This window comes from Perspicuibacillus lycopersici (assembly GCF_025660475.1).
Classification (GTDB): Bacteria; Bacillota; Bacilli; order Bacillales; family Caldibacillaceae; genus Perspicuibacillus; species Perspicuibacillus lycopersici.
In genome coordinates this window covers 54441-68297 of the sequence record NZ_JAOUSF010000003.1, presented here as the reverse complement: position 1 = coordinate 68297, position 13857 = coordinate 54441, and the positions used below count along the sequence as shown (strand labels likewise).

The following is a 13857-nucleotide window of genomic DNA, read 5'->3' as shown; positions in this document are numbered from 1 at the left end:
AACAGTGAAAATAATATATTAAGCTAAGCGGCTTTAGCTCTGTATTCTAAAGGGCTGAAGCAGTTTAGTCGTTTTTGATATTTATCATGATTAGAAAAAATCTGTCTTCCTTATGGGTAGCATATCACGTTATCGGTTTTTTTCTCATTTCTGGATGGAATTGTTGCTGAAATACGATCTGTTTGATCTCCTTGTTGTGTAAAACAGCCTTTAATAAAAAAAGTGGAAAATATTGAAAAAATCCATTGACATAGTTTTTGATATAATGATATGATTCTTTATGGTTAAAATATTTACAAAATTATCGAAAGGGAGGTTATGGTCATGATTAAATTAGCGTTAAATAACAACATAAAATTAAATATGATCATAGCTTGCCAATTTTCTATCTTAAAAACTATGTGATGTAAAGTAATCCATTCTACTTATTGACTTTTTTAAGACGCAGGCTATGAATATGCCCTTGCGTCTTTTTTACATGAAACATCATTTGTTCTCATAAAAGAAGCAAATGATGTTTTTTTGTTTCTAAAAAATGTATGTTTTGTAAATTTTTCCAAGGAGATTACAGTTTTCACTGTTCTCATATAAAATGAAAGGTTTTTAAACTAATACTTAAGGGGAGATGTTTATGCGTGTCGTAAAACGATTAATGACTAGAAAACTAATGGATACGGAAAGTGGATAGTGGATTGTGAAATGTGGCCCAAATTTCAAAGGAGTGAGACAGCATGTTTAGTGTACTAACAAAATTAGGTTGGTTTTTTAAAGAATATTGGAAGAGATATACTGTTGCAGTTCTATTATTAATTATTGCTAACGTATTTGAAGTAATCCCGCCAATGGTTATCGGTTCCGCAATTGATTCAATTTTTTTAAATACGTTTACGAATGACAAATTTATTTTATATGTAGGAATGCTATTAATTGGTGCCATTCTTAATTACTTTGTCACCTTTAAATGGCAATATAATTTATTTGGTGGAGCATTTATAGTGGAAAAAACATTACGCTCCAAATTAATGAACCATTTATTAAAAATGTCACCGATTTTTTACGAAAAAAATAAAACTGGTGATTTGATGGCAAGAGCAACAAATGATTTAAAATCCGTATCCGTTACTGCTGGGTTTGGGATTTTAACATTAGTGGATTCTACCTTATATATGTTTACGATTTTATTAACGATGGGATTTCTCGTATCCTGGCAATTAACGATTGCAGCAGTAATCCCTTTGCCATTATTAGCTATAACAATGAAAATTTTAGGAGATAAAATTCATAAGCATTACATGGTAGCACAGGATGCCTTTGGCGATATGAATGATGGAGTATTGGAATCGGTTGCCGGGGTACGTGTTATCCGTGCGTATAATCAAGAGCGTGCAGAAGAAAAACGCTTCGCTGAAACAACCGAGGATGTATTCAAAAAGAATATGATTGTTGAAAAAATTGATGCCTATTTCCATCCGATTTCTAGAATATTAACCGGACTAAGCTATTGTATCGGATTATCGTATGGTACGTACTTAGTATTTCAACAACAAATTACATTAGGTGAGCTTGTTGCATTTAATGTGTATTTAGGGATGTTAACATGGCCAATGTTTGCCATAGGGGAACTTATTAATGTAATGCAGCGTGGAAATGCCTCCCTTGATCGGGTACAAGAGACATTAGATTATCAAGACGATGTTCCAAATCAAGAAAAGCTAAAAACGATTGATGAGCTTTCAAATGTAGAATTTAGTAAATTAAACTTTCAATATCCTTCTTCTAATGTGAAGAACTTAGAAAGTCTTTCCTTGCAAATTAATCGTGGAGAAACGATTGGTATTGTAGGAAAAACGGGAAGCGGAAAAACGACATTAATTAAACAGCTTTTACGTGAATATCCATTAGGCTCTGGCAATCTGAAGTTAGCAGGTGTTTCGATCGAACAACAAGCAAAGGAAGACGTAAGAGACTGGATTGGCTATGTTCCGCAAGATCAATTTTTATTTTCAAGGTCAGTAAAAGAAAATATATTATTTGGTAAAGAAGATGCTTCCGATGAAGATTTAGAAAAAGCGATGGAATTGGCGGATTTTAAAAAAGATTTGGATATTCTTCCAAACGGATTACAAACACTCGTTGGAGAAAAAGGAGTAGCGTTATCTGGGGGTCAGAAGCAACGTATTTCTATCGCTCGTGCATTAATTAAAAACCCGGAATTACTAATATTAGATGATGCTCTGTCTGCAGTAGATGCAAAAACAGAAGCAAAAATCATTCAAAACTTAAAGCAAGAACGTGAAGGTAAAACAACCATTATCACAACCCACCGGCTATCAGCGGTTGAGCATGCACATTGGATAGTTGTACTTGATGAAGGAAAAATAATAGAAGAGGGAACACATCAAGACTTAGTGGAAAATAATGGATGGTACAAAGAGCAATTTGATCGCCAACAAATACAACAGCCAGATAAAGAGGAGGTGGAGATCTAATGGTTGCCAAACGATTATTTAAATATGCATTACAGTTTAAAAGTATCATAATTACAGCATTAATTATGCTTTCGGTAGCGGTTGCCAGTGATGTCATCGGACCGTTTGTTGCGAAAAGCTTAATTGATGATCATATATTAGGGATTGAAGACCATTGGTATGAAACAGAAGCAAATGATAAATCCGTGAATTTTGAAGGAAATGTTTATACTAGAAGTGAATATACGGAAACGGATGAACATGGTGAGATAGCTACTATTGTTCAAATAGGTAGAAACTTCTATTTCACTCCAGAAGAAGTACCATTTGAAGGGGAGCGTTCTTTTGAAAATGGTTTATTAACGATTAAGCTTGCGGATCAGGAATTAACAGTGGAAGCGGAAAAATTATCGATTGCTGATACGATGAATTTTTATGGACCAGAGCTCTCACCAATTATTTTATTAATTGGCATATATTTTGGACTATTTGTCGTTGCAGGGATATTCAATTATGGTCAATCTTACTTTTTACAAAAGGCATCAAATCGGATCATTCAAAAAATGCGAAATGATACGTTTCAAAAGATTCAAACATTACCAATTTCCTATTTTGACAATTTACCAGCTGGTAAAGTAGTTTCGAGAATAACAAATGATACGGAGGCTATTCGAGATTTATATGTTGCCGTATTATCAAATTTCTTTACTGGTATCGTATACTTAGTCGGAATTTATACAGCAATGTTTATTTTAGATAGTACATTGGCTCTTATTTTTCTGCTATTGATGCCGTTAATGATTATTTGGATGTATATTTATCGAAAATATGCATCGAAATATAATCAAATGATTCGTTCCAAAATAAGTGAAATTAATGCGATGATAAATGAATCGATTCAAGGGATAGCGATAATTCGTGCATTTAATCGTCAGAAAAAGACTGAAAAAGAATTTGAAGAATTAAATAAAACGCATTTTGATTATCAAAATAAATTGTTAACGTTAAATTCATTATCCTCTCATAATATGGTTGGATTAATGAAGAATATCATTTTTGTCGGTTTTATTTGGTATTTCGGTAAGGAAGCTTTAAGTATTCAAACGACCATTACGATAGGTGTTCTTTATGCGTATGTAGATTATATTAATCGCTTGTTTAATCCGATTAATAATATTATGAATCAATTATCGAATTTAGAGCAAGCACTTGTCGCAGGGGAACGCGTATTTCGTTTACTAGATGAAGAGGGAACCCCGATTAGTGATGAGAAAATTCCTCGTTACAAAGGTAATGTGTCCTTCAACCATGTATATTTCGGTTATAAAGAAGATGAATATGTATTAAAAGATATTCACTTTGAAGCAAAACAAGGAGAAACAGTTGCCCTTGTCGGTCATACCGGATCAGGGAAAAGTTCGGTAATGAATTTATTATTCCGTTTTTACGATTGTAACCAAGGGGAAATCATCATTGATGGTATGAATATTAAGGATATTCCATTGCAAACGATTCGTGAGCACATGGCAATTGTTTTACAGGAGCCGTATTTATTCACAGGAACCATTTATTCCAATGTAAGCTTAAATGATCCACGGATTACAAGGGAAAATGCTGAGGCTGCCTTACGAGCGGTTGGTGCGGATAATGTATTAAGACAGCTGGAAAAAGGTTTGGATGAACCGGTTATTGAAAAGGGAAGTACGCTTTCATCTGGGCAAAGACAGTTAATTTCCTTTGCACGTGCGCTTGCATTTAATCCGGCAATCTTAATATTAGATGAGGCGACTTCGAATATTGATACGGAAACAGAAGCAATTATCCAAAATGCGATGAATGTACTGAAAGAAGGACGTACAACATTCATTATCGCTCATCGTCTTTCCACCATTAAAAACGCAGATCAAATATTAGTTCTTGATCGTGGGAGAATTGTCGAACAAGGAAACCACGAACAACTAATGGAAAGAAAAGGAAAGTATTATCAAATGTATCAATTACAACAAGGCCAATCTTTAAATCAAGTAGGATAATTTTACAAATTTTGACTTCTGTCCTAGCGGATGGAAGTCTTTTTATATAGTAAAGAGGTTATTAAATCTAAGGAAAATTATCTCTACTAACAAAAATCGACTTCTTTTTTAGCCAATTGATGGTATCATTAGAAGAAATAAAAGTAAGTATTACTTTAGATGGACAATGATTCATGTTTTCTAGCACATACAATAAAAAACTACATTTGATAAGATAGATTGAATTATTTATTATTCAATTGAAGTAATCCAGAAAGGAAGGTAACGATGGATTTTGAGAAAATAATGCATCGTCTAGAAGGACATAACCTGAAAGAAAAACGGGACGAACGGTATCGCTCGTATGGTATATTAATACCACTTGTTATGCTAGAGGAACAGATTCATATATTGTTTGAGGTACGTTCCCTAGAATTAAGGAATCAACCAGGAGAAATATGCTTCCCGGGAGGACATGTGGATCCCGATGATTTAAGTCCAATGGACGCAGCCATAAGGGAAACTTCTGAAGAATTAGGAATTCCACTGCATACGATCCAAAATGTAAAACCACTTGATTATAGCGTTCAACATGCCGCAGGTAGAATAATCTATCCATTTGTAGGTATTATCACCGATCCCTCAAAAATCCAAGCGAATCCAAGTGAAGTAAAAGAAACATTTATGGTTCCGTTAGATTACTTATTAAATATTGAGCCAGAAATGCATTCCATTCATTTTCAAGTAATTCCTGATAAAAATTTCCCTTTCCACTTAATCCCAGGCGGGGAAAACTATCAATGGAAAACAACGGATATGAAAGAATATTTCTATTTCTATAAAGACTATTGTATATGGGGATTAACAGCAGCAATTCTTCGAGATTTTTTAATGTTAATAAATGAAACATAAGTTTATGTAAAAAGTTTTCCTTATGAAGGTAAAGATCGGGATTATTTATGTAGGTAACTATTTGGATGTATTAATGGAATGACCTATCGAAGCGGTTGCTCAAAGTTGTAACCTACGACTAAATATGCTTTAATATTCACAGGAGTTTAAGTAAAGTTTTTCCAACTATCAATAGATACTAGCTAAGGAGTGTATAGAAACATGAAATGCAAAATAAATAAAAACGCAGCAAAACAATTACAAAAACAATTAGAGCTTGAAGAAAATAAAGGGAAAATGGTTCGTGTAGTAGTTTCTCATTTACATGGAGATCATGCCCATTACGATTATACATTTGATGTTCCAAATGAACATGATGAAATTGTAAAAACAGACAAAGGGATTGATGTTCTATTAGATTCACGTAATGAATGGTTAGATGGGGTCTGGATTCAATTTTTCTATGTTCCACAGGAAGAATTCGTTATTACCAATCCAACAAAAGGTCATCAGCATCGTCACGTACACTAATCCATTTGTTTGGAGCTATTAAGAATTTCGAATATATCTTTATTCGATATGAATGCTAGTCGGAGGTTATTAGGTGAAATCGAAATTTTATGTCATTTGGAAAGGCAAGAAAACTGGAATATTTACTTCTTGGGATGAATGTAAGCAATATGTAAGTGGTGTACCCGGAGCTAAATATAAAGCTTTTTCCACTCGAGCTGAGGCAAACATAGCGTTAAAAAGTGGATGGGAAGCATATTATAATGGTACAGGAAAGAAAAGCGGTGGACAACGTACATCGGCTAGCCCGTCTCATTACAATCCAGAGAGTATATCAGTAGATGCAGCGTGCAGTGGAAATCCTGGTCCAATGGAATATAAAGGGGTATCAACGAAAACTGGAGAAACGATATTTCATTTTGGCCCAATAACAGGGACCAATAATATCGGGGAATTCCTTGCAATCGTCCATGGCTTAGGGTATTTAAAGGAACGCCAGTCGAACATGCCGATATACTCCGACTCGCAAACTGCTATTAAATGGGTGAATATGAAGAAGGCGAATACTTCGCTTGCGAAAACTAAAGCAACGGAACAAGTTTGGTCACTCATTTCCCGTGCAGAAAAGTGGTTAGCAGAAAATACGTATTCTAATCAAATCATGAAGTGGGAAACAGAGCATTGGGGAGAAATAAAAGCAGATTTTGGCAGGAAATAACACTATACATAGTCTAGGAAAAAGACGTTCCAATGGGAGCGTCTTTTTTTAAATGGACATTTTTTGTAAAATAACTGCTTTTCCATTCTTACTCTATTACGTTTAATAGAAGAAAGGAGTACTCAATTACGTGTAGGCAGTAGACAGTAGCTATCGAGAAATAGTTTTGCAAGCTCATGCTAATATTTTATAGTTTAAAAGGTTTGAGTCATAAAAAAATAGGGTATAATATTATTAGAAAATTTAACATATTATGCTAACAATAGATTATTTAAGTTTCAAAAAATCATAGGAATCGGAGGCTTGACATGAACGATAAGCTCGTCGATATTAACAAATTATTAGACGAAACAGCTAGTCTTTCATCTGATACTAATGATACTTGCACAGAACGAATCGATATTGATGCATTACTTGACCAGTACACAATGGAAAAACGATAAAAAGTAATAATCATCGCAAACAACCTATAAGTATCTAAATAAAGAAGCCAGCGAAAAGCTGGCTTCTTTATTTTAGACTTGGTGGAATATCTTCCCGCATCACTTGTGGTAATGTATTGAAGATGTGCGGTGGAGCAGGAGCTAATTTCGGCTTTTCACCAAAGGCAGGTGGATTAGCTACATAATTAAATTGACCTAATCCATCCATACTTGGACCATGTGCCCAGCGTCCCTGTGCACTAGCGTTTCCTTTCGAGAAATTAAATAATGTATAAGATACCTCCTGCTTTTCTAAATGTCTTGGGAAATTACTTGGGACTACAATATTTTCTTTTTCTTCAAGCTCACAAATTGCTGCATACCATTGATTTTGATGCATCGTATCACGTGCTAAAAGCCACGATAGCATATCTCGGACACCAGGATCATTCGTTTCGTAATATAGTCTGGCAACTTGAAGACGTCCTTGCGATTCTGCATTTAAGTTAGCACGAAAATCTGCTAATAAATTTCCACTAGCAACAATATAATCTGCTGTCCAACGGTTTCCAACACTGTCTGCTGGCATAGCACCTAATCCTGAAACAATTACATGCTGAGGATTCATTCCTCCTAAAATAGCGCCAACAATCGGATCCTTTGCTGCTGTTTCTACATCTCCAACTGGCGCTCCATCTAGCAGTCTAGCTATCATAGTCGCCAGCATTTCAATATGTGCTAATTCTTCTGTACCTGTATCTAATATTAAATCACGATACTTTCCATCTCCACGGGTATTCCATCCTTGAAATAAATATTGTAAGGCAACGGAAATTTCACCGAACTGTCCACCTAGTACCTCTTGTAGCTTTTTCGCAAATATCGGATCTGGACGTTCAGGCTTAGCGTGATACTGTAATTCCTTTACATGATAAAACATGCAACCATTCCTTTCTTTTTAATTAGGATATAGCCCTCCAAAACTAACGTATTCTTCTAGGCAACAAGTGGTGCATATATCATGGTTAGGACATTTATTTATTTTTTTGTAATACTGTCCATCGTTATTTTAAATTTTAAACAATAGTAGATTTCTAAAGTTTCCCATCAAGTAATCTTTCATACGATAAAAAAATAAATAGTATGGTAGAATAAGAAAATAAGAATAAATAATTCCTTTGTCTTCAATAGATGATTTTCATAGATAGGAGAAGCGTTATGAAGTTAATTAGTTGGAATGTTAATGGCCTTAGGGCGTGTGTGAAAAAGGGATTTCTTGATTATTTTCAAGAAGTAGCTGCAGACATTTTTTGTGTTCAAGAAACAAAACTGCAAGAGGGGCAAATTGAATTAGAACTAAATGGCTACCATCAGTTTTGGAATTATGCACAAAAGAAAGGTTATTCTGGTACAGCAGTTTTTACTAAATTTGCACCGCTTTCTGTAAGTTACGGAATGGAACCCGATGAAATTGATCCGGAAGGACGTATTATCACAATGGAATTTGAAAAATTTTATTTAGTGAATGTGTACACGCCTAATTCCCAAAGAGATTTAGCAAGACTACCATTCCGGTTGGCATGGGAGGATCGATTAAAACAGTATTTAATTGAGCTTGATCAGAAAAAGCCGATTGTATATTGTGGGGACTTGAATGTTGCTCATCAAGAAATGGATTTGAAAAATGCTAAGTCCAATGTCGGTAATTCCGGTTTTACCGATGAAGAACGCGGGAAAATGACGACACTATTAAATGCAGGATTCATTGATAGCTTCCGTCATTTTTATCCTGATAAAACGGATTGCTATACTTGGTGGTCCTACATGAATAAGGTACGTGAACGAAATATTGGTTGGCGGATTGATTATTTTATTACCTCTGACCGTTTAAAGCCACTATTACAGGATGCTGAAATTCATGCACATGTAATGGGAAGTGATCATTGTCCAGTAGTATTAACAATGGATGTATAATAAGATAGAATCTGTTCAATGAAAAGTAGCTGCTTTTTCCTGCAAGGTGATCATTTGTACTTATAATTGCATGAGAAATTGGGAATCCTGTCATTGGATAATATACGATTCAACATTTTGGAGGAAAAAGAATGAAATCTTTTACAGTGCATTTTCATCAAGAAGACCGGGTCGATCAAATGAATGTAATGAAATTATCTGAGGCAGAGTTTGATGACCAAGCGGCTGGAGGAACAAGACAATTATTTGAATTAGATACGAACCTTGGATTTTTTGTATTTGTTGACGCAGAAAATCACGAAGGAAAGGAATCCTATTACGCATTACGATATGAAGAGGATCAAGACGATCCTTCCGATATATATGCATTTGAATTAAAGGACTTTTACGACATGATGTCATTATTTATGAGTCAAATGTATTTTGATGAGGATAGTGATGATGGAGAAGAGGAAGCGTATGGTCCAGTTCATCATTTGGCACATTTACTATTTCACATCGTCGAAGCAGGAGAAGATGTGAATCCATAAAAGAAACAACAAGGAAGAGCCACTTATACAAGTTGGCTCTTCCTTTGTAATTACTAAAAAATATTTTTCTATTTCTGGACGTTTCGGGATAAATATATAGTCTGCAATCATACTTCAAATGATTACTTAATATGATAGAAAAAGAAGTCATATTAAGAAAGCAGGTGGGAACGATGGCATTTGTAATTACGTCTCCATGTCTAAATGAAAAGGCAGCTGATTGTGTAGAGGTTTGTCCAGTCGATTGTATTAAAGAAGGGAAAGATCAATTTTACATTGATCCAGATCTTTGTATAGACTGTGGTGCATGTGAAGGTGTGTGCCCTGTGGAAGCAATATATTATGAAGAGGATTTACCGAGTGGAGAGGAAGATTATTTAGCAAAAGCGAAAAAATTTTTCGAAACATATGAATAATTACTTTAAAACATATGATATTTCCTTCATTGAAAAGTGAAGGGATTTTTTATTTGCCGTTATTCTAAAAAAATGTTGCGAATATGAGAAGATATTTGATAAAAGGTAACAATCCTCAGAATAAATATTCCGATTTTTTTGAAGGATTTTAATTTAGAATGTCGAAATAAGTAAAGGAATGTAGATTATGAAGGAGGCCTTGGTTTTGAAAATAATACATAAAAGTAATATTGTAGAAGATTTTCATGGGACAAAAGTGGCAGATCCGTATCGTTGGTTAGAAGATGCTACATCAAAAGAAACGATTGCTTGGAGTGAGGAGCAAAATCGGAAAAGTGCAGAATACTTTAGCCACTCACCTAATGCAGAGGAGGATCGGAAACGGTTAACAGATTTATGGGATTATCCAAAACACTTCGTACCTAAAAAGGTGAAAAACATATTATTCTATCAAAAAAATGATGGCTTACAAAACCAAGCAATTCTGTATCAATTTGTCGACGGAGAGGAATCTATTGTATTAGATCCCAATTTATTAAGTGATGATGGTACTGTTGCATTATCAAATTATTCCATTAGTAAACATGCAAACTATATGGCATATGCAGTATCTGTTCACGGTAGCGATTGGCAAAATATACTTGTGAAAGATTTAACTACGAAAAAAGATTTAGAAGATAAAATTGAATGGGTGAAATTTACAAGTATTGCTTGGCTACCAGATGAATCAGGTTTTTACTATAGCAAACTTCCTGAGCCAGGAACGGTTGCTCCAGAGGATGAAAGCAAATATAACAAAGTATACTTCCATAAATTAAATACACCACAGAGTGAAGATCAGTTAGTATTTGCACATCCAACGAATAAAGAACTCATGTTTTATCCGTTTATTAGTGATGATGAGAACTATCTTTGTTTAAACGTTCATCTAGGTACTGCAACAGAAAATGCGTTTTATGTAAAAAAACTTGCAGATAATAGTCCGTTCGTATATTTACTAGACGAATTGGACGCTTCGTATGAATATGTTACAAATGAAGGGGAGTTATTTTATTTCCAAACAAATTTACAAGCTCCAAATGGTAGAATTGTCTCATTAAATATTGAGCAAACGGAATTAGCCTTTCAAGAAGTAGTTCCAGAGCAAAATAATTTATTAGATGGAATAAAATATATCGCTGGAAAATTTGTTATTGCTTATTTACAAGATGCCCATCATCAACTGCATTTATATGGAATAGATGGGGAATACTTGCGGGAAATCAAGCTACCAGTGATTGGTTCATTAACGAATATTACAGGTAATGTAACAGATTCGGAAATATATTTTGGGTTAACGTCATTTTTAACACCAACAGTCGTATATCATTATGAAGTCGAAAAAGATGAATTATCGGTATTTGCCCAATCCGAATTAAACTTTGACCCAAGTCTATATGAAACGAGACAAGTGTTTTATCCTTCCAAGGATGGTACAAAGGTTCCAATGTTTATTACATGTAAAAAGGATATTGTCTTAAACGGGGAAAATCCGGTTATTCTTTATGGCTACGGTGGCTTCAATATTAATATGACTCCAGCCTTTAGCCCTGCCTATTTACGTTGGCTAGAAAAAGGGGGCGTATATGCTGTTGCAAATCTTCGTGGTGGTACAGAATATGGAGAAGAATGGCACCGTGGGGGAATGTTAGAAAATAAGCAAAATGTATTTGATGATTTCAGTTCTGCAGGAGAATGGTTAATCGATAATAACTATACACGAAAAGGGAAACTTTCCATTATGGGTGGCTCTAATGGTGGATTACTAGTCGCTGCATCGATGGTGCAAAGACCAGATTTATTTGGTGCAGTTATATGTCGTGTTCCAGTAATTGATATGCTCCGTTATCATAAATTTACCGTTGGACGATACTGGATTCCAGAATATGGTGATCCAAGTATTCCAGAGCATTTTCAATTTCTTTATGCATACTCCCCACTGCATAATATAAAGGAAGGTGTACTTTATCCACCAGTATTAATTGCTACTGCGGAAAGTGATGACCGCGTGGTTCCAGCTCATGCGAAAAAATTTGCTGCAACATTGTTGGAAAAGGCAAATCCGAATTCTAAAGTTTTATTGCGATTAGAATCAAAGGCGGGACATGGACATGGTAAACCAACTTCGAAAATCATTGATGAATGGGTAGACTTCTTTGCCTTTTTAGATAAAGAATTATGTTAGAAATATAGTGTAAAATAGACTAGTAGAACACTGCTAAAAAGAAGCAGTGTTCTATTAATTTTCGAAAGCAAGGATACGAAAAACGCAATCTTTGTCAAACGGAGACGAACAATATATAATATTTTCATAAACGTTTCAATAAATGAGGGTAAATTATGTTAACATCCATTAGCGATCATTTAAAACATAATCTTGATATTATATTTGTTGGTTTTAATCCAAGCTTGAAATCTGGTGAATTAGGTCACCATTATGCGAATCCAAATAATCGTTTTTGGAAGCTTTTATTTGAATCTGGTTTAACGCCTCGAAAATATGCACCAGAAGAGGATGCGAAGCTGTTAGAATTAGGCTATGGGCTAACGAATATAGTTTCGCGGCCAACAAAAGCGGCTGATGAAATTACAAAGGAAGAATATCAACAGGGGAGAATTCTATTAAAGCAAAAAATAGAATATTATTCTCCTTTAGTAGTATGTTTCGTTGGAAAAGGTGTTTATCAACAATATAGCGGTAAGATGGCAGTAGATTGGGGAAGACAAGCGGAATCAGTAATAGAAAATGTCATTGATTTTGTTGCACCATCCTCAAGCGGGCTTGTACGAATGAAGCAAACAGAAATTTTATCTATTTATATTCAATTAAAAAAAGTAGTCGAAGAACGAAAAGCATTACATAAAAAATAACGCTATTTCATTTAGGAGTATTAAGTTTCATTGCTGTTTGATTAGTCAAATGGAAATTATTATTTTTAGTAACAGGAGTGTATCGTTTTGAGAAAAATTAAAATCACATGTGATAGTACAGCTGATATTTCCGATGGATTATTGGAAAGGTATTCGATTGATACCATTCCGCTTTATATTAATAAAGATGGTATTTCCTTAAAAGATGGTGTGGAAATTCAGCCAGAGGATATTTATTCCTATGCAAATGAGACCGGAAAACTGCCAAAAACATCCGCTGTTCCTATCGTGGAGTATATCAATTTATTTGGGAGATATGCAAACTCTTATGAAGCGGTAATACATATTAATTTAGGACAACAATTCTCCAGTACCTATCAAAATGCATGTATTGCTGCAAAAGAATTTCATAATGTTTTTGTTATTAATTCCGATAATTTATCTACTGGTACAGGACATATTGTAATAGAAGCTGCGAAGCTTGCAGAGCAAGGATTGCCTGCAGAGGAAATTGTGGGTAAAATAAATGAAATCATTCCGAAGGTGGAGGCAAGCTTCGTTATTGACACGTTAGATTACTTACGAATGGGCGGGAGATGCTCCGCTTTAACAGCATTTAGTGCCAACCTACTAAATATTAAACCTAATATTGAAGTAATCGCTGGGAAAATGGAGGTTGGAAAAAAATATCGCGGAAAAATTGAAAAGTCCATTGAAAAATATGTTGTTGACCGATTAAAAGACAGAGAGGACATTGTGACGGATCGAATCTTTATCACCCATTCGGGTTGTTCGGAAGAGGTCATCGAAAATACAAAACAGCTTGTGCAACAATATCAAAATTTTGATGAAATTATCATCACACAAGCATCCTGTACAATCTCCTGTCATTGTGGACCGAACACATTAGGAATTCTTTTTAAACGTAAATAAAGGCTGTATTTAAAGAATTTACAGACAAGAAATATGAAATTTAAACTGCTGTGCTCCCGCTCGTCCGTAGATG

Annotated in this window: 13 protein-coding genes; 12 read left to right on the top strand and 1 reads right to left on the bottom strand. The window is 34.6% G+C overall.

From position 1 onward, the window contains the following. The first annotated feature begins 731 nt into the window (after positions 1 to 731). The 6 genes from OEV98_RS08335 (at position 732) to OEV98_RS08310 (ending at position 7042) form a co-directional block, all read left to right on the top strand. Positions 732 to 2489 carry an ABC transporter ATP-binding protein gene (locus OEV98_RS08335; protein ID WP_263072808.1) on the top strand — a complete coding sequence of 586 codons (1758 nt, stop codon included), beginning with the start codon at positions 732 to 734 and terminating at the stop codon, positions 2487 to 2489. Continuing rightward, positions 2489 to 4501 carry an ABC transporter ATP-binding protein gene (locus OEV98_RS08330; RefSeq protein ID WP_263072807.1) on the top strand — a complete coding sequence of 671 codons (2013 nt, stop codon included), beginning with the start codon at positions 2489 to 2491 and terminating at the stop codon, positions 4499 to 4501. The genes OEV98_RS08335 and OEV98_RS08330 overlap by 1 nt, the downstream gene beginning before the upstream one ends. 267 nt (positions 4502 to 4768) lie before the next feature. Next, positions 4769 to 5392, top strand: coding sequence for an NUDIX hydrolase (locus tag OEV98_RS08325; RefSeq protein ID WP_263072806.1), 624 nt, complete (start codon positions 4769 to 4771; stop codon positions 5390 to 5392). Between the two features lie 201 nt (positions 5393 to 5593). Further along, entirely contained in the window at positions 5594 to 5902 is a 309-nt protein-coding gene (locus OEV98_RS08320) for an iron-sulfur cluster assembly accessory protein (RefSeq protein WP_263072805.1), read from the top strand. Between the two features lie 73 nt (positions 5903 to 5975). Beyond that, positions 5976 to 6599 (top strand): ribonuclease H family protein, encoded by a 624-nt coding sequence (locus tag OEV98_RS08315; protein ID WP_263072804.1) that lies wholly within the window; start codon positions 5976 to 5978, stop codon positions 6597 to 6599. A 308-nt stretch (positions 6600 to 6907) separates the two neighbouring features. Continuing rightward, positions 6908 to 7042, top strand: a complete 135-nt coding sequence (locus OEV98_RS08310; protein WP_263072802.1) for a hypothetical protein — start codon at positions 6908 to 6910, stop codon at positions 7040 to 7042. 67 nt (positions 7043 to 7109) lie between these two features. Here OEV98_RS08310 and OEV98_RS08305 read toward each other — a convergent pair whose 3' ends face one another. After that, entirely contained in the window at positions 7110 to 7961 is an 852-nt protein-coding gene (locus OEV98_RS08305; protein WP_263072801.1) for a manganese catalase family protein, read from the bottom strand. Between the two features lie 278 nt (positions 7962 to 8239). On the opposite strand from OEV98_RS08305, the gene OEV98_RS08300 reads away from it, so the two are divergent. The 6 genes from OEV98_RS08300 to OEV98_RS08275 all read left to right on the top strand — a co-directional run bounded on the left by OEV98_RS08300 (position 8240) and on the right by OEV98_RS08275 (position 13784). Next, entirely contained in the window at positions 8240 to 8995 is a 756-nt protein-coding gene (locus OEV98_RS08300; protein WP_263072800.1) for an exodeoxyribonuclease III, read from the top strand. 131 nt (positions 8996 to 9126) lie between these two features. Beyond that, a complete protein-coding gene (locus tag OEV98_RS08295; protein ID WP_263072799.1) occupies positions 9127 to 9525 on the top strand; it encodes a cytosolic protein in 399 nt (132 codons plus the stop codon). Between the two features lie 173 nt (positions 9526 to 9698). Beyond that, positions 9699 to 9941, top strand: a complete 243-nt coding sequence (locus OEV98_RS08290; protein WP_263072798.1) for an indolepyruvate ferredoxin oxidoreductase subunit alpha — start codon at positions 9699 to 9701, stop codon at positions 9939 to 9941. Positions 9942 to 10146: 205 nt separating this feature from the next. After that, on the top strand, positions 10147 to 12165 hold the full coding sequence (locus OEV98_RS08285) for a prolyl oligopeptidase family serine peptidase (RefSeq protein WP_263072796.1): 2019 nt from the start codon (positions 10147 to 10149) through the stop codon (positions 12163 to 12165). Positions 12166 to 12320: 155 nt separating this feature from the next. Beyond that, a complete protein-coding gene (locus OEV98_RS08280; RefSeq protein ID WP_263072795.1) occupies positions 12321 to 12851 on the top strand; it encodes a mismatch-specific DNA-glycosylase in 531 nt (176 codons plus the stop codon). 87 nt (positions 12852 to 12938) lie between these two features. Further along, a complete protein-coding gene (locus tag OEV98_RS08275; protein ID WP_263072794.1) occupies positions 12939 to 13784 on the top strand; it encodes a DegV family protein in 846 nt (281 codons plus the stop codon). Positions 13785 to 13857: the final 73 nt, after the last annotated feature.

Bases quoted from the DNA above. Each gene is read 5' to 3' on its own strand.
- OEV98_RS08280 (WP_263072795.1), top strand. From the start codon at position 12,321: ATGTTAACATCCATTAGCGATCATTTAAAACATAATCTTGATATTATA.
- OEV98_RS08295 (WP_263072799.1), top strand. From the start codon at position 9,127: ATGAAATCTTTTACAGTGCATTTTCATCAAGAAGACCGGGTCGATCAA.
- OEV98_RS08305 (WP_263072801.1), bottom strand. From the start codon at position 7,961: ATGTTTTATCATGTAAAGGAATTACAGTATCACGCTAAGCCTGAACGT.
- OEV98_RS08320 (WP_263072805.1), top strand. From the start codon at position 5,594: ATGAAATGCAAAATAAATAAAAACGCAGCAAAACAATTACAAAAACAA.
- OEV98_RS08290 (WP_263072798.1), top strand. From the start codon at position 9,699: ATGGCATTTGTAATTACGTCTCCATGTCTAAATGAAAAGGCAGCTGAT.
- OEV98_RS08300 (WP_263072800.1), top strand. From the start codon at position 8,240: ATGAAGTTAATTAGTTGGAATGTTAATGGCCTTAGGGCGTGTGTGAAA.
- OEV98_RS08310 (WP_263072802.1), top strand. From the start codon at position 6,908: ATGAACGATAAGCTCGTCGATATTAACAAATTATTAGACGAAACAGCT.
- OEV98_RS08325 (WP_263072806.1), top strand. From the start codon at position 4,769: ATGGATTTTGAGAAAATAATGCATCGTCTAGAAGGACATAACCTGAAA.
- OEV98_RS08330 (WP_263072807.1), top strand. From the start codon at position 2,489: ATGGTTGCCAAACGATTATTTAAATATGCATTACAGTTTAAAAGTATC.
- OEV98_RS08335 (WP_263072808.1), top strand. From the start codon at position 732: ATGTTTAGTGTACTAACAAAATTAGGTTGGTTTTTTAAAGAATATTGG.